Raw genomic sequence first — 15,120 nt, 5'->3', positions numbered from 1 at the left:
CCTTATTGCGTCCAGAATCTGTCAGCCTAATGCTTGCGAACGCCGAAGAATAATTCGAATACCGGGTCCGATTCGCGCGCATCCAAGCAACTATTCCCATGCATCGCAGCATTATTTACCGCCACTTCAACACTCGTTTGAGCATTGCCTGCCATTCGTCCGTCACACCTGCTTATAACCGATCGATATAAAACTCCGAGCAATCAGCCGGGTCAGTTTCTGAGTGCCCGCCGTTTTGGCGTGGCAGCGATTGACCCTCCCCAACGGAAAAACCGGTAAGGAATTTATGTGCGGATTAGCTGGCGAGTTACGTTTTGATCATCAACCTGCCGACCTCGCGGCAGTTGAACGAATCACCCATCACCTGGCCCCTCGTGGCCCCGACGCCTGGGGCTTTCACAGCCAGGGACCGATCGCCCTGGGCCACCGGCGCCTGAAAATCATGGACCTGTCGGACGGCTCGGCGCAGCCGATGATCGACAACCAACTGGGCTTGTCCCTGGCCTTCAACGGGGCGATCTACAACTTCCCGGAACTGCGCGCCGAGCTTGAAGCGCTCGGTTATGCCTTCTATTCCGGTGGTGACACCGAAGTGTTGCTAAAGGGTTATCACGCCTGGGGCGAAGCGTTGCTGCCCAGACTCAATGGCATGTTTGCCTTTGCCATCTGGGAGCGCGATGCCCAGCGCCTGTTCATCGCCCGCGACCGGCTCGGCGTCAAGCCGCTGTACCTGTCACGCACCGGCCAGCGCTTGCGCTTTGCCTCGGCGCTGCCGGCGCTGCTCAAGGGCGGCGATATCAACCCGATCCTTGATCCGGTGGCCCTCAATCATTATCTGAATTTCCACGCGGTGGTTCCGGCACCACGCACCCTGCTGGCAGGTATCGAAAAGCTGCCGCCAGCCACCTGGATGCGCATTGAAGCCGACGGCCGCACCGAACAGAAAACCTGGTGGACCCTGCCCTACGGCCCACATGCCGACGAGATGAATCTGACCCTCGAAGACTGGCGCGACCGCGTGCTCGACAGCACCCGCAACGCGGTAGCCATCCGCCAACGGGCGGCGGTGGATGTCGGCGTACTGTTGTCGGGCGGCGTCGACTCCAGCTTGCTCGTGGGCCTGTTGCGCGAAGTCGGCGTGGACAACCTGTCGACCTTTTCCATCGGCTTCCAGGATGCCGGTGGCGAGCGCGGTGACGAGTTCCAGTATTCGGACCTGATCGCCAGACATTACGGCACCCGGCATCACCAACTGCGCATCGACGAAAAGGAAATCATCGAGCAATTGCCTGCGGCGTTCCGCGCCATGAGCGAACCGATGGTCAGCCATGACTGCATCGCCTTCTACCTGTTGTCCCGGGAAGTGGCCAAACACTGCAAGGTGGTGCAAAGCGGCCAAGGTGCGGACGAGCTATTCGCCGGTTACCACTGGTATCCCCAGGTGGACGGTGCCAGCGATCCGTACACGGCGTACCGCGAAGCGTTTTTCGACCGCAGTTACGACGAATACGCCGCCACCGTGCAGCCGAAATGGCTGATGGCCAATGACGCCGCTGGCGACTTCGTCAAAGAGCATTTCGCCCAACCCGGTGCCGACGCTGCGGTAGACAAGGCCTTGCGTCTGGACAGCACGGTGATGCTGGTGGATGACCCGGTCAAACGCGTCGACAACATGACCATGGCCTGGGGACTGGAAGCGCGCACGCCGTTTCTCGATTACCGGCTGGTGGAGTTGTCGGCGCGGGTGCCGGGCAAATTCAAGCTGCCGGACGGTGGCAAGCAAGTTCTGAAGGAAGCCGCTCGCCTGGTGATTCCGAGTGAAGTCATCGACCGCAAAAAAGGTTACTTCCCGGTGCCGGGTCTCAAGCATCTGCAAGGCGACACCCTGGATTGGGTACGTGAACTCCTGCTCGATCCGAGCCAGGATCGCGGCCTGTTCAAGCCGGCCATGCTCGACCGTCTGCTGACCGATCCGCAAGGTCAATTGACGCCGTTGCGTGGCTCGAAGCTGTGGCAACTGGCGGCCCTCAATCTGTGGCTCAGTGAACAAGGAATCTGATCAATGAAACCTCACGCCACGGCTATCAACCAACGCCTGTTGCGCGGCCAGACACCCTCCTACGAGCGCCTGCAGGCGCGCCTGGCCGAAGACGGCAGTGAACTCGGCGCGGCGCCGATTGCCGTGCATTGCGGTTGGGGCCGGCTGCTGATTGGCCATACCTTCGCAGACGCGGCGAGCCTGGCCCTGGAACTGCTCAACGAACAGCCCGGCGAACGCGACATTGCCTTGTATGTCGCCGCGCCGCAGCAAGTGCTGGGGCTGGAGCCGGCCCAACTGTTCCTCGACCCGTCCGACACCTTGCGCCTGTGGTTCACTGATTACCGTCAGGCGACCCGGGTGTTTCGCGGGTTCCGCATTCGCCGTGCACAAAGCGAAGCAGACTGGCAGGCGGTCAATCATCTATACCAGGCGCGCGGCATGCTACCTATCGATGCCACCCTGCTCACCCCGCGACACGCGGGCGGCCCGGTGTACTGGCTGGCCGAAGACGAAGACAGCGGCGCGGTCATCGGCAGCGTCATGGGGCTCAATCATCACAAAGCGTTCAACGATCCGGAAAACGGCAGTAGCCTGTGGTGCCTGGCGGTCGACCCGCAGTGTGCTCGGCCGGGTGTCGGTGAAGTGCTGGTGCGGCATTTGATCGAGCATTTCATGAGTCGCGGCCTGGCCTATCTAGACCTCTCCGTACTGCACGACAACCGCCAGGCGAAAAGCCTGTACGCCAAGCTTGGTTTTCGCAACCTGTCGACCTTCGCCATCAAGCGCAAGAACGGCATCAACCAGCCACTGTTTCTGGGGCCGGGCCCTGAAGCGGAGTTCAATCCCTATGCGCGGATCATCGTCGAGGAAGCCCATCGGCGCGGTATCGATGTGCAGGTCGATGACGCCGAAGCCGGAATGTTTACCCTCAGCCATGGCGGGCGCCGGGTGCGCTGCCGCGAATCCCTCAGCGATCTGACCAGCGCCATCAGCATGAGCCTGTGCCAGGACAAGAGCCTGACCCACAAGGTGCTCAAGGCCGCGGGCCTGAACCTGCCAAGCCAGCAACTGGCAGGTAACGCCGACGATAACCTGGCGTTCCTTGACGAGCACCAGCGCGTGGTCGTCAAGCCGCTGGATGGCGAACAGGGACAAGGGGTGGCGGTGGATCTGCAAACCATCGAGGAGGTCCAGCAAGCCATCGACGTTGCCCAAGGGTTCGACAGCCATGTGCTGCTGGAAAGCTTCCACGAAGGCCTCGACCTGCGGATTGTGGTGATCGGCTTTGAAGTGGTCGCCGCAGCGATTCGTCGACCGGCCGAAGTGATCGGCGATGGCCAACACACCATCGGCGCCCTGATTGAAGCCCAGAGCCGGCGGCGCCAGGCGGCTACCGGCGGCGAAAGCACAATCGCGCTGGATCATGAAACCCAGCGCACCTTGCATGCGGCCGGGTACGACTACAGCAGCATCCTGGCGGCCGGTGAGCATCTGTTCGTAAGGCGTACAGCCAATCTGCATACCGGGGGGATTCTTGAGGACGTGACGGCGATCCTCCATCCGGCCCTGGCGGACGCGGCGATACGCGCAGCGCGGGCGCTGGACATTCCCATGGTGGGTCTCGACCTGCTGGTGCCAGCCGCCGATCAGCCGGAGTATGTGTTTATCGAAGCCAACGAGCGCGCCGGGCTGGCCAACCACGAACCGCAGCCGACGGCGGAGCGGTTTGTGGATTTGTTGTTTCCCCATAGCCAGCCGGCGGTTTTGTAGCTGTGTGGTGTCCGGATTGGCCCCTTCGCAGGCAAGCCCGCTCCCACAGTGATCGGCGCCGCGCACAAATTTTGTGTCCACCGCTGAAACCTGTGAGGGCGGGCTTGCCCGCGAAGGGCCAGTCCGGACGACAAAGATTCACCTCATCGAAACCATCGGTGGCCTCAACTCATCAGGAGTTTCCATGACCCATAATATTCCCGAACCCGATCTTGCCTACCTGCAAAAAGTCCTGCTGGAAATGCTCGCCATCCCCAGCCCGACCGGGTTCACCGACACCATCGTGCGCTACGTCGCCGAACGCCTGGAAGAGCTGGGCATTCCTTTTGAAATGACCCGTCGCGGCACCATCCGCGCCACGCTCAAGGGCAAGAAAAACAGCCCCGATCGCGCCGTTTCCGCCCACCTCGACACCATCGGCGCGGCGGTACGCGCGGTCAAGGACAACGGGCGCCTGACACTCGCCCCGGTCGGTTGCTGGTCGAGCCGCTTTGCCGAGGGCAGTCGCGTCAGTCTGTTTACCGATAATGGCGTGATCCGTGGCAGCGTGTTGCCGCTGATGGCTTCCGGGCATGCGTTCAATACCGCCGTCGATGAAATGCCGATCAGTTGGGATCACATCGAGCTGCGCCTGGACGCCTATTGCGCCACCCGCGCCGATTGCGATTCCCTGGGCATCAGTGTCGGCGATTTCGTCGCCTTTGATCCTTTGCCGGAGTTCACCGAAAGCGGTCATATCAGCGCCCGTCACCTGGACGACAAAGCCGGTGTGGCAGCGCTGCTGGCGGCGCTCAAGGCCATCGTCGACAGCGGTGAAGAGCTGATGATCGACTGTCACCCACTGTTCACCATCACCGAGGAAACCGGCAGTGGCGCAGCGGCTGCGCTGCCTTGGGACGTCAGCGAGTTCGTCGGCATCGACATCGCGCCGGTCGCGCCCGGCCAACACTCCAGTGAACACGCGGTGAGCGTTGCCATGCAGGATTCCGGCGGCCCCTATGACTATCACTTGTCGCGGCACCTGCTGCGCCTGGCCAGTGACAACGAATTGCCCGCGCGTCGCGACCTGTTCCGCTATTACTTCAGCGATGCGCACTCGGCAGTCACCGCCGGCCATGACATACGCACCGCCCTGCTCGCCTTCGGCTGCGACGCCACCCATGGCTACGAGCGCACCCACATCGACAGTCTCGCAGCCCTGAGCCGCCTGCTCGGCGCCTACATTCTCAGCCCGCCGGTGTTCGCCAGCGATGCACAACCGGCCAAGGGATCACTGGATCGGTTCAGTCATCAGCTCGAACATGACACGCAGATGGAAAGCGACACGCGGGTGCCGCCCGTGGACAGCCTGGTAGGGCAGCGGTCAGATAACTGAATGACCCAACCGCTGACTGAATAAACACAACACCTGTGCAGGTGCTTGGGGAATCTTGGGTAGCCGTCATGGGGCTTTCGCCGTAGCATCGCGCGATTGTTTAGCGAGGTGCCTATGCTGATCCCCCACGACCAACTTGAAGTCGACACCCTGACCCGCCTGATCGAGGACTTCGTGACCCGTGACGGCACCGACAATGGTGATGACACACCACTGGAAACCCGCGTGCTACGCGTGCGCCAGGCGTTGACCAAAGGCCAGGCACTGATTGTTTTCGACCCGGAAAGCGAGCAGTGCCAGCTGATGCTCAAGCATGATGTGCCCAAGCACCTGTTCGACTGACAATCTCAGCCCTCCTTGGTTTTCGCCAGCTTGGCCTGGATGCGATCGTAAATCTCGGAGCGGTGCACACTGACGTCTCGAGGCGCTTCGACGCCAAAACGGATGCTATTGCCGTTTACAGCGAGAACGCGCAAGGAAATGTTGTCACCGATGGAAATCACTTCGCCTACAACGCGGGTGAGTACGAGCATTGTCTGTGTCCTTCAGGGGTTACCGGCCCTTGAAGATGCCCCGTGTGCGGCGTCCCTACAATGCAACGGCAGCAAATCAGTCCTTCCCTACAACGATGACTCGCCCCTCTGAAGGAAAGATCTGACACGAAGGTTGAGTCAGGACGCAGAGAACCGCGGTCCGAACAGGATGATGCCTGCCCCGATCACACACAGCGCCATGCCGAGCCAGTCCGAACCCAGCGGACGAATGCGTTCGACCAGCGCCAGCCAGCCGATCGAAGCGATGATGTAGATGCCACCGTAAGCGGCATAGGCCCGACCGGCATAGGTCGCCTCGACACGAGTCAGCAACAGCGCGAACAAGGTCAGGCTGAACAGCGCCGGCAGCACCCACCACACACTTTTACCCTGACGCAGCCACATCCAGAAGGCGAAGCAACCGGCAATTTCGAACAGCGCCGCGAGAAAGAACCACAGATAGTTGAGCATGCAAGCGCCTCGCGAGGATGACCGATGACGGCCACCCTAACGACAGCGCTGCCGGCGGGCAAGATCAGCTCGCGGTCTGCTTGGCCTTGGCGCGCATTTTGTCGGCCATGACGGTCATTTCGTTGTACAGCAATTGCGGGTTTTTCTGCTTGATCGCCCAGGCCATGCGTCCCTGTTCGTGCGGCAGGATCATGAACTCGCCGGCGGCTACCTGCTGATAGATGTAGTCGGCAATATCGGCAGCGCTGATGGGTGAACTTTCCAGCAATTTGCCGACTTGAGCCTTCATGGCCGGCGTCGGGCCGCGGAAGGAATCCAGCAGATTTGTCTGGAAGAACGATGGGCAAACCACATGCACGCCTATTTCCTGATGTGCCAGCTCGATCAGCAGGCTTTCCGACAGCGCCACCACACCGGCCTTGGCCACGTTGTAGTTACTCATTGCCGGCCCCTGCATCAGAGCGGCCATCGACGCGATGTTAATGATCTTGCCCTGGCTTTTTTCCAACAGTGGCAAGAACGCCTTGCACCCCTTGACCACGCCCATCAGGTTGATCGCGATCTGCCAGTCCCAGTCCTCCAGGGACAGTTCGCTGAAGAACCCGCCCGAGGCCACGCCGGCATTGTTGACGATGACATCGATACCGCCGAGCTTGATTTCACAGGCCTGGGCGAACGCTGTCAGCTGGCTGTAATCACGTACATCACAGCGCTGGACAAAGCCGTCGCCGCCGGCTTCGCGAACCAGTTTCAGCGTCTCCTGCAAACCGGGTTCGCTGACATCCGACAAGGCCAGCTGCCAGCCTTCACGTGCCCAGCGCAGCGCGATTTCGCGCCCCAGGCCCGAGCCCGCACCAGTGATCATCATGCGATTTTGCATAGCAAACAGCCTTGTTGTTCCGGGGAAGATGTGTCGAGTGTAGCGAAGGATATTGCCGGACCCACGCTCCATCAGATTGCTGAATGGCCCAGGCAAACTGCGCGATAGCCACAGCCCCCCTGAATGGGAAAGAGCGCCGTTCAAATTGCCAAAAGGAAATAATGTGTTTTTCGAAAAACAGTAAAAAAACATGGAATTTTCTTGGCTTCGCACCAGTCGGAATTTTTAGGCAGCGCGAATTTTATTCATTCCTGCTGACAGTAAAAGGCGAAAACTTTCCCGAACACTTTCAACAAGGAAATAGACATGGGCACAATTCTTCTGATCATTCTGATCCTGTTACTGATCGGCGGTTTACCGGTCTTTCCGCACTCCAGAAGTTGGGGTTATGGCCCGTCCGGTATTATCGGCGTGGTATTGGTGGTGATACTGATCCTGTTACTGCTCGGCAAGATATGAAGATGTAAAAGACCCACTCAAGCGCGCAAGACTCAATGCCAGTCAGATAACCTGACTGGCATTTTTTTTGAAGTTTTTTGTCACTGGGATCATTTCAGGCATCTTTGCCGGCTTGCCAGAAGTGGCTCGCTGGTTATGCGCCGACACCACTGCCAACTGTCAGGATATTGCGCCGGATCGTATTCATCGCTCCAGCACTCCATTGGCGGGTCGGAGCGCTCTGCTTGTTGCACCTGGTCATAGACCTTGCCTGATTCATGGGCAGGCGCCGGACACCAGGGAGGCTGCACCGGTGATACTTCCGACATGGAGGAAACCAACAGGACGATATTTGCGCCCAGCGCCACCACGAGCCATAGCGCACGCCCCATCCCGACAGACTTATTCATGACGCAAGCCTCACTCATCCTTGCTACGCGGCCCGCTCTAACGTCACTCTTGCAAACGCTGAATCAGGCACCCGGCTGCGTCATAAAACGCACTTTGCACAAAGCTGTCTACTGTCAAACCTGACAGGTAGGTCCCTCGATTACGCCCTTGAGCACCCGCGACGCATAAAAAAAATCCGATGCCTGTGGCATCGGATTCTGTTTTTTGCTGCCCGGGATCCGCAGCGAGGCTTGAAGGGCAGGTATCAGCCCATTTGCTCCTCGCTGCCGGAACGCTTAGTCGGGCGTGCCGTCAACCACACCGGCGGTGTTGTCCAGCAAGCTCTTGGTCGCCGTTTGCAGGAACGCTTCGAGTTTGAGTTTCAACTCGGCTGTGCGCGCAGGATCGGCAATGACCTCGGTGCGCGGCGTGGCGCCCAACTCGTACTGATACAACTTGGGTGCCATGTCCTTGTCCTTGGGCAGCACAAGAATCTGGTCCGCCGTGAGAATGGCCGTGGTCTGCTCGCTGCCGGACGGTTTGATCACACCGAAACCGACATCGCCTTCAGGCAGGTTGAGCAGGTCGCGGCCCCAGCATTGATGACGAACTTCACCACCAATGCGCCCCATGATGGTCGGCACGATGTCGATCTGGGTGCCCACGGTATGATCACGTTGACCGAACTTTTCCTGAACGCCCGGGGCGATCAACAGCATCGGCACGTTGAAGCGGCCCAGGTCCATTTCGGTGATCTGGCGCTCGTTGCCAAAACCGTGGTCACCGACGATGACGAACAGGGTTTCCTTGAAGTACGGTTCCTTGCGCGCCTTCTCGAAGAACTGGCCCAGCGCCCAGTCGGAGTAGCGCATGGCGGTAAGGTGTTCATTCAGGCTGCCACGATCGGTCACGCGCTCGACCGGCAATGGCGTCGGCAAGGCGTATGGCGTGTGGTTGGACAGGGTTTGCAGCAAGGCATAGAACGGCTTGCCACCTTCACGCTTCTTCAGCTCCACCAGGCCACGGTCAAACATGTCCTGGTCGGACACACCCCAGGTAGGATCGGAGAACACCGGGTTGACGAAATCGTTACGCCCGATGAAGTTGGTCATGCCCTGGTTGCTGAAGAAACCCGACTGGTTGTCCCAGGCGAAATCGCCGTTATAGACATACACATCGTCGAAATCACGGGCGCTGAGCAACTGAGGCAGGCCGGACAGCTTGTGGCTGCCTTCCGGGGTCTGCATCAGGTATTCGAAGCCCGGCAGGTTCGGGAAGCAGGCCATGGTCGCGAACATACCCTGGTGGGTATGGGTACCGTTGGAGAAGAAGCGGTCGAACAGCAGGCCTTCCTTGGACAACTGGTCGAGGTACGGCGTGATGTTGCCCGGCCCGCCGAGTGCGCCCACCGAGTGACCGGCCATGCTTTCCATCAGGATCACGACGACGTTCTTGATCGGCAGGGTCTTGTCGGCCGGCGGCGTGTAGTCACGGCGAACTGCTGCGGTCTGGGCATCCACCAGCTTGTCGTCCGGCATCACCAGCAGGTCGCGCACCACTTGCTGGGCTTGCGGCTGCGGCAGGGTGGCCTTCCAGATATTGTCGCGATCTTCGGACATCCGGCTCTTGGCCGCGGCAACCAGCGACAGTGTGCCGTTGAGGCCCAACTGGTTGGCGAAGTTCGAATCGGTGGTGTAGACATCACCCCAGCGCAGTGGCGGGCCTTGACGCAGGGTGCCACGGGCGGCGACCACGCAGATCAGCAGGCAAACCACGAACACGCCGATGCGCGCATACCACGGGGCAACCTGGCGTGTGCTGATGCTGCCGCCACTGAACGGGCCGCGGGGACGGGTCGCACGGTCGGCACCCTTGAATGCCATGCTCAGCAGCCAGGTGCCTACGACCCAGGCCAGCAGATAGCGGACCACCGGGAAACCGTACCAGAGCATGCTCATCACGGTTTTCGGATCTTCCTTGACGTACTGGAAGACCAGGCCGTTGAGGCGCTGGTGGAACTCGCGGTAGAAGTCCATCTCCATCAGGCCCAGGAACAGCGCGATGCTGGAGACGACCGTCAGCCAGAAGCGGAAAAAACCGCGCGCTGCCATGGCCCGGACGCTGAACAGCGACAACAGCAACGGGATACTGAGGTAGACCACCAGACGCAGGTCGAAACGCAAGCCGTTGGCGAACGCTTCGAAAAAGGTCGAGGCCGGTGTGTCGAGGATCATTTCGCGGTTGTAGACCAGCAGCGCGACGCGCAGCAGGCTGAACATGACCATCATGACCAGGGCACACAACAGCGTGTAGGCCAGATGTGATTTGACGGTCGGTTGCAGCAGGCGATTAGAAGCTCGCTGCTGATTCAGGGCGTCCGGGATTGCCATGTCGTTTTAGGACCCATTGGAAGTTGAAGTTTCAAAAATACAGCTGCGCCTTACCCTCTTTTGGCCATTACCTGGCTGCGGGGTTTGCGCGGAGCACAAATGTTGCACGATCAACGGCAGCATTGCCATTGATTACTCCCTCCCCTGCCGTTCTTTCATCCAGGTCACTGGAATGCACGGCAGATTGCAGGAGCGCGGGGAATTGTCCTGGAGGGCTGGTGAAAATTCTGTGCAACGAATAATTCGGAAACAAAATAAAAGCGCAGTCCTGTATGCAAAACGCCCCGAAACATTCGGGGCATCCGCTCAAGCCTGTTCAAAAAACCCGCCGTTACTTCTCGGCGCGTTCCTTGAGGGCTTTCAAGGTATTGAATGGCGCATCCACCACGAACTTGTTGGCCACCATCGACGGCACGCTGCCGCCAGGCTCGGTGTGCACCTGATAGGTCACTTCAATCTGATCGCCCTTGGGTACGAACTTCCAGAAACCTTCGACCTTGGCCACGCGGACAAACCCTTTTTCCTCAGGCTGGTACTTGGGTACACCTTCGAGCTTGCGGGTCAGGCTGCCGTCGGCGCCTTCGACGGTGGTGATGTGCATCACCGAATCGCGGGGAGTGACGGGCCACGGGGTATTGAACTGGGTGTAGGTCCAGCTCTGATCACCTTCGTGCTTGAGCAGCTTCTGGGTTTTACATTCGTGAATCCAGGCGCAGGCTCCCGACACATCCTCTTGCAACGCGCGCAGCTTGGCCATGGTGGTCTTCATCAACGTCACGCCCTGGTAGGCCTTGTAATCGGACCCGGCCACTTCACTCAGGGAGATCTTGATGCCGTCTTCGTTCTTGGCGACTTTCCAGTCTTCGGCCTGGGCGACCGAGGTGGCCAGCACAGCCGTCAAGCCACACAACAGAGCAATACGATGCAGCGAACCCATAGTGTTATTCCTTATTGTTGAAGTTCCGTTCGTTGGGCTTGCACCGGCGAACACCTTCAGGTGTTTCGCAGGTGATCGCAGGTGCAAGCCCACACATCACGCCGCCGTCATTTGCTCCCACCAGCCAATCAGCCTGATGGCTTCTTCACTGCTGCTCCCACAGACCTCGGGGTCGGCGTCGAACGCCGAACACACCGTCGGCCGTTCCGGCTGGCCAAAAATATTGCACAGGTTTTCGGCCGACAACTGCAGGCAGCGCTCTCCAGCCGCCTTGCCGTTGGGCATGCCGGGAATCGGTGAACTGATGGAAGGGGCAATGCAACAGGCGCCACAGCCCTCACGGCATTTCATGACGACAAGCTCCTCGCGACGAGCAATGTGTTAATAGACGTGACACAGAGTACCCGCTAAAACAGTTGTTTTAAATTACCCGCTGGCGGGTTTTTCAGCACAAAGGTGTGTGACCGGCCAGTCTCCGACAAAGCGTCTACCTTGCGGGTCGCGAATCGGGATGGATTACTGTTTGAATTCGAAATCCAGCGCCGCGCCCTCAACGTCCCGGCGTTCTTCATTGCGCAATTGCAGCTGCATTTCGTTGCTGAGCAATCGTCCATTGAGCTGGAAAGGACTGTCGCTGCTCTTGTCACCGAACATCGGTGGCAACAAGGGTTCGCGCTTGGGCAATGGCACGGTGCCGACCGGCGTCAACTCGTCGACCATGCCCTTGGGCAGGCGCAGATCCAGGTGGGCTGACGGGATCTCGGTTTTCACGACCTCACTGGCCGGTTTCGATTTGGCGGCAATGGGCGGGCGCTTTTTCACCGGCGCAGGTGTTTTTTTCACCTCGGTGGCTTTTTGCCCCGACGGATCTTTTTTCGGCACGGCCTGGGGACTGCCGCTGGCAGGTTTTTCCTGCGCAGAAGCGGCAATGACGGTTGCCGACTGGACACTGACAAACAGGCAGGCCAATAGCCAGGCGACAGGAAAAAACTGTTTCATGGACCCAACGGTACAAACGGCAGAGACGTATATGCTCACCCTTTGCCGACAACAAGACAAGCGCGGGAAACATCCCCATACCCATTACAACCCGGCTGCCACCTCCTGGCAGAGCTGCGTGGCCAGCATGCCCAGGGTCATCAATGCACGTTCGGCTTCACGGTTCCATGGAATGCCACAATTGAGCCGGATACAGTGATTGAACTGTTCGGTATTACTGAAAATCAGCCCCGGCGCAATGCTGATGCCCTGCTGCAATGCGCGCACGTGCAGTTCCTGAGTATTGACCCGCCCGGGCAAACTGACCCACAGAATGAAACCGCCAGTGGGCCGGGTCATCTGCGTGCCTTCCGGGAAGTGCTGCTGCACCGCCAGCTGGAAGGCGCTGAGATTTTTCCGGTATTCCTGGCGAATAAAGCGCAAATGCCTGTCGTACCCGCCATTTTCCAGATAGGCCGCGATGCCCATCTGGGTCACGCTGCACGCAGAATGAGTACTGAAGGTCTGCAGGCGCTGGATTTCCTGTTGGTATTTGCCGGCAATCATCCAGCCGATCCGTACCCCTGGCGACAGGGTTTTGGAGAAGCTGGAGCAATAAATCACCCGATCCAGCCGGTCATAGGCCTTGAGCGACTTGGTACGCCCCTGTTCGAACATCAGCTCGCCGTAAATATCGTCCTCGACGATCTGGATGTCGAAATCCGACGCCAGGCGCAGCAACTGTTTCTGCCGCTCCTCGGGCATGGTACCGCCCAAGGGATTACTCAGGCGCGTGGTCAGCACCAACGCCTTGATCGACCATTGGTTAGCGGCCAGCTGCAAGGCTTCCAGACTCATGCCGGTGGCAGGATCGCTGGGGATCTCGATGACCTTCAGGCCCAGCAGATCGGCCAGTTGCAGCAAGCCGTAATAGGTCGGTGATTCGGCTGCGATCAGATCGCCCGGTCGGGTCAGAACGCGCAATGACATTTGCAGGGCATCGACACAGCCGTGGGTAATCACCACCTCCGACGGGTCGACCACCACACCGGCGTCGCGCATGCGGATCGCCACTTGCCGACGCAAAGGCTCGAAACCCGGGCTGAACATGTAGCTGAACGCCCGCGGGCTATGGAAGCGCGTGACTTTGGCCAATTGCTGATGCAAGGCGCGCACCGGCAGATAATCGACACTCGGCACTGCCGCGCCCAAAGGGAAGACACCCTCGCGACGGGATTCGACCAGTACTTGTTGAATAATGCTGCTGCGGGTCACCAGCCCCGGGCGCTCGACCCGGGCGATGTCGGGCGTCGGCGCGGTCAGGGCCGGCGTCTGGTGTACGTAGTAACCCGACTGCGGCCGGGCACGGATCAGCCCCTGGTCCTCAAGGTTGGCATACGCCTGCAATACCGTGGCATGGCTGACATTCAGCTGCGAACTCATCTTGCGCACCGAAGGCACGCGCTCGCCCGGCTGATAGACCCCACGGCGGATGTCTTCGGCCAGTTGCTGAGCAATACGTTGGTAGAGCAAAAGATTGGTCATGACGCAGCACTCGGTTTCACGGGCATTTTATTCTTGTATAAACAATACCGGAACAGTTTAGAAGTGTACTGGGACAGTTACCACAATAGTCGACCATACAGTGCAGTGTCAGCAAGATCTGTACTGTTTTGCGAAACATTTACCAGGCACAAAAAAACCCGGCGCTGCATGACAGGCCGGGTTTTCCAGTGACGCAACTCTTAGCGAGCAGCGCCTAGCTGGCCTTGTTCGTCGGAAAACACAATTTCCACCCGACGGTTCTGTGCACGGCCCCTTTCAGTGGCATTGGCATCCACCGGGTATTCATCGCCATAACCTTCAACCTGGATTCGCTTGTCATCAATACCCAGATCCATCAACACGTCCGCCACCGATTGCGCCCGGGCCTTGGACAACTTGAGGTTCTCCTGCTTGCCCCCGGTGCTGTCGGTATAGCCTTCGATGCGCACTACACGCTTGGGATTGAGCTGCAGGAACTGCACGATCTTCAACACCACCCGATTGGCCGAACTCTTCAGTTCCGCCTCACCGGTATCGAACAACATATCGCCCAGGGTCATCACCAGGCCGCGATCAGTCTGGGCAGTGGTCAAGGCGAGAATCTGTTCTTCGAGCCATTTTCCTTGCTGCTGCACGCTGGCCAGCTTGGATTCGCGCAAGGCCAGTTGCAGGCGCTGGCGTTCCAGTTCTAGCTTCGCCGCGCGCTCTTCGTTGAGCACCTGGTTGGTGTGCTCGCGTGCAATCTCGCTGTAGCGCTGGCTGAGGTAGGCGTAGTGCACCACGTCCGAACCGCTGCCCCAATAGCTGGACAGACGATCGGCACGGGCCAGGGATTCACCGGCGCGAATCACGTCTTTAGGCGCGATACGCAGCACATTGGAATCTTCCTTGACCGTCTGGAATTCGGCACCGGCCTGCTGCAAGGCGGTCTCGCTGCGCTGCCCGGCGCAGCCATAAAGGCTGGCGCAACCTGCCACAATCAAACCGCCGAGGGCTTTGCTCCTTAGGCTCATTGGGCATCTCCCACTTGCTTGCGCAGTCGGGTGATGCGGGTGTTGAGCAGAGTCAACTGCTCTTCACTCTTGAGCGTGAGCACCTTGGCTTCAGCCAGGCGGGCATCCAGCTCGGCCTGCTCGGAGCGCATGCGCGCGTTCTTGAAGGACTGATCGTTCATGTTGCCTTGGGCACGTTTGAACTTGTCTTCGGCCAGTTTCATTTCCGGCACATCGTCTACGGTGGCGCCCACGGCCCTGGCTTGTTCGAGTGCCTGTTCGGTCAGGCGCATCTGTTCATTGGGCGCCGGATCGCTTGCACAACCCGCCAGGGCCAGAACGGCCATGGCAGCGAAAAGAGGTCGAATACTCACTAAAAA

At 59.4% G+C, this 15,120-nt stretch carries 16 protein-coding genes; 5 read left to right on the top strand and 11 right to left on the bottom strand.

Annotated features, from left to right (window positions below):
- Window positions 1–286 precede the first annotated feature (286 nt).
- The 4 genes from ASE98_RS08095 to ASE98_RS08080 all read left to right on the top strand — a co-directional run bounded on the left by ASE98_RS08095 (window position 287) and on the right by ASE98_RS08080 (window position 5,528).
- Window positions 287–2,059 carry an N-acetylglutaminylglutamine amidotransferase gene (locus tag ASE98_RS08095; RefSeq protein ID WP_060540858.1) on the top strand — a complete coding sequence of 591 codons (1,773 nt, stop codon included), beginning with the start codon at window positions 287–289 and terminating at the stop codon, window positions 2,057–2,059.
- A 3-nt stretch (window positions 2,060–2,062) separates the two neighbouring features.
- On the top strand, window positions 2,063–3,811 hold the full coding sequence (gene ngg / locus ASE98_RS08090) for an N-acetylglutaminylglutamine synthetase (protein ID WP_060540857.1): 1,749 nt from the start codon (window positions 2,063–2,065) through the stop codon (window positions 3,809–3,811).
- A gap of 184 nt (window positions 3,812–3,995) precedes the next feature.
- On the top strand, window positions 3,996–5,186 hold the full coding sequence (locus ASE98_RS08085) for an osmoprotectant NAGGN system M42 family peptidase (protein ID WP_060540856.1): 1,191 nt from the start codon (window positions 3,996–3,998) through the stop codon (window positions 5,184–5,186).
- Window positions 5,187–5,300: 114 nt separating this feature from the next.
- Entirely contained in the window at window positions 5,301–5,528 is a 228-nt protein-coding gene (locus ASE98_RS08080) for a YheU family protein (protein WP_003199186.1), read from the top strand.
- A 5-nt stretch (window positions 5,529–5,533) separates the two neighbouring features.
- Here ASE98_RS08080 and csrA read toward each other — a convergent pair whose 3' ends face one another.
- From csrA to ASE98_RS08065, 3 genes are all read right to left on the bottom strand, one after another.
- Window positions 5,534–5,719, bottom strand: coding sequence for a carbon storage regulator CsrA (gene csrA / locus ASE98_RS08075; protein ID WP_060540855.1), 186 nt, complete (start codon window positions 5,717–5,719; stop codon window positions 5,534–5,536).
- A 138-nt stretch (window positions 5,720–5,857) separates the two neighbouring features.
- The gene (locus ASE98_RS08070) at window positions 5,858–6,190 is read right to left on the bottom strand and encodes a YnfA family protein (RefSeq protein WP_060540854.1); all 333 of its coding nucleotides are present in this window, start codon (window positions 6,188–6,190) and stop codon (window positions 5,858–5,860) included.
- Between the two features lie 64 nt (window positions 6,191–6,254).
- Window positions 6,255–7,070, bottom strand: coding sequence for an SDR family oxidoreductase (locus ASE98_RS08065; protein WP_060540853.1), 816 nt, complete (start codon window positions 7,068–7,070; stop codon window positions 6,255–6,257).
- Between the two features lie 300 nt (window positions 7,071–7,370).
- Between ASE98_RS08065 and ASE98_RS25675 the strand changes: the two genes are divergently transcribed.
- On the top strand, window positions 7,371–7,529 hold the full coding sequence (locus ASE98_RS25675) for a DUF3309 family protein (RefSeq protein WP_170948722.1): 159 nt from the start codon (window positions 7,371–7,373) through the stop codon (window positions 7,527–7,529).
- Window positions 7,530–7,618: 89 nt separating this feature from the next.
- Here the strand turns inward: ASE98_RS25675 and ASE98_RS26500 are convergent, their stop codons facing one another.
- From ASE98_RS26500 to ASE98_RS08030, 8 genes are all read right to left on the bottom strand, one after another.
- Window positions 7,619–7,918 (bottom strand): hypothetical protein, encoded by a 300-nt coding sequence (locus ASE98_RS26500; protein ID WP_156465483.1) that lies wholly within the window; start codon window positions 7,916–7,918, stop codon window positions 7,619–7,621.
- Between the two features lie 276 nt (window positions 7,919–8,194).
- A complete protein-coding gene (locus tag ASE98_RS08060) occupies window positions 8,195–10,288 on the bottom strand; it encodes an LTA synthase family protein (RefSeq protein WP_060540852.1) in 2,094 nt (697 codons plus the stop codon).
- Between the two features lie 331 nt (window positions 10,289–10,619).
- Window positions 10,620–11,225 (bottom strand): START domain-containing protein, encoded by a 606-nt coding sequence (locus ASE98_RS08055; protein ID WP_060540851.1) that lies wholly within the window; start codon window positions 11,223–11,225, stop codon window positions 10,620–10,622.
- Between the two features lie 96 nt (window positions 11,226–11,321).
- Complete coding sequence (locus ASE98_RS08050; RefSeq protein WP_060540850.1) at window positions 11,322–11,576, bottom strand: YkgJ family cysteine cluster protein; 255 nt, start codon at window positions 11,574–11,576, stop codon at window positions 11,322–11,324.
- 165 nt (window positions 11,577–11,741) lie between these two features.
- Window positions 11,742–12,224, bottom strand: a complete 483-nt coding sequence (locus ASE98_RS08045) for a hypothetical protein (protein WP_060540849.1) — start codon at window positions 12,222–12,224, stop codon at window positions 11,742–11,744.
- An 84-nt stretch (window positions 12,225–12,308) separates the two neighbouring features.
- Window positions 12,309–13,748, bottom strand: a complete 1,440-nt coding sequence (locus ASE98_RS08040) for an aminotransferase-like domain-containing protein (protein ID WP_060540848.1) — start codon at window positions 13,746–13,748, stop codon at window positions 12,309–12,311.
- A 200-nt stretch (window positions 13,749–13,948) separates the two neighbouring features.
- Entirely contained in the window at window positions 13,949–14,761 is an 813-nt protein-coding gene (locus ASE98_RS08035) for an OmpA family protein (protein WP_060540847.1), read from the bottom strand.
- Window positions 14,758–15,114: a DUF4398 domain-containing protein gene (locus tag ASE98_RS08030; RefSeq protein WP_082457502.1), complete on the bottom strand. Its 357-nt coding sequence runs from the start codon at window positions 15,112–15,114 to the stop codon at window positions 14,758–14,760. The genes ASE98_RS08035 and ASE98_RS08030 overlap by 4 nt, the downstream gene beginning before the upstream one ends.
- Between the last annotated feature and the right edge of the window lie 6 nt (window positions 15,115–15,120).

The organism is Pseudomonas sp. Leaf48 (assembly GCF_001421885.1).
In the GTDB taxonomy this organism is placed as follows: domain Bacteria; phylum Pseudomonadota; class Gammaproteobacteria; order Pseudomonadales; family Pseudomonadaceae; genus Aquipseudomonas.
This window is presented reverse-complemented; position numbering and strand designations above follow the sequence as displayed.

What these genes read in the sequence shown, in the direction of transcription:
- ASE98_RS08095 (WP_060540858.1), top strand. Translation starts at nt 287, where the DNA reads ATGTGCGGATTAGCTGGCGAGTTACGTTTTGATCATCAACCTGCCGAC.
- ngg (WP_060540857.1), top strand. Translation starts at nt 2,063, where the DNA reads ATGAAACCTCACGCCACGGCTATCAACCAACGCCTGTTGCGCGGCCAG.
- ASE98_RS08085 (WP_060540856.1), top strand. Translation starts at nt 3,996, where the DNA reads ATGACCCATAATATTCCCGAACCCGATCTTGCCTACCTGCAAAAAGTC.
- ASE98_RS08080 (WP_003199186.1), top strand. Translation starts at nt 5,301, where the DNA reads ATGCTGATCCCCCACGACCAACTTGAAGTCGACACCCTGACCCGCCTG.
- csrA (WP_060540855.1), bottom strand. Translation starts at nt 5,719, where the DNA reads ATGCTCGTACTCACCCGCGTTGTAGGCGAAGTGATTTCCATCGGTGAC.
- ASE98_RS08070 (WP_060540854.1), bottom strand. Translation starts at nt 6,190, where the DNA reads ATGCTCAACTATCTGTGGTTCTTTCTCGCGGCGCTGTTCGAAATTGCC.
- ASE98_RS08065 (WP_060540853.1), bottom strand. Translation starts at nt 7,070, where the DNA reads ATGCAAAATCGCATGATGATCACTGGTGCGGGCTCGGGCCTGGGGCGC.
- ASE98_RS26500 (WP_156465483.1), bottom strand. Translation starts at nt 7,918, where the DNA reads ATGAATAAGTCTGTCGGGATGGGGCGTGCGCTATGGCTCGTGGTGGCG.
- ASE98_RS08060 (WP_060540852.1), bottom strand. Translation starts at nt 10,288, where the DNA reads ATGGCAATCCCGGACGCCCTGAATCAGCAGCGAGCTTCTAATCGCCTG.
- ASE98_RS08055 (WP_060540851.1), bottom strand. Translation starts at nt 11,225, where the DNA reads ATGGGTTCGCTGCATCGTATTGCTCTGTTGTGTGGCTTGACGGCTGTG.
- ASE98_RS08050 (WP_060540850.1), bottom strand. Translation starts at nt 11,576, where the DNA reads ATGAAATGCCGTGAGGGCTGTGGCGCCTGTTGCATTGCCCCTTCCATC.
- ASE98_RS08045 (WP_060540849.1), bottom strand. Translation starts at nt 12,224, where the DNA reads ATGAAACAGTTTTTTCCTGTCGCCTGGCTATTGGCCTGCCTGTTTGTC.
- ASE98_RS08040 (WP_060540848.1), bottom strand. Translation starts at nt 13,748, where the DNA reads ATGACCAATCTTTTGCTCTACCAACGTATTGCTCAGCAACTGGCCGAA.
- ASE98_RS08035 (WP_060540847.1), bottom strand. Translation starts at nt 14,761, where the DNA reads ATGAGCCTAAGGAGCAAAGCCCTCGGCGGTTTGATTGTGGCAGGTTGC.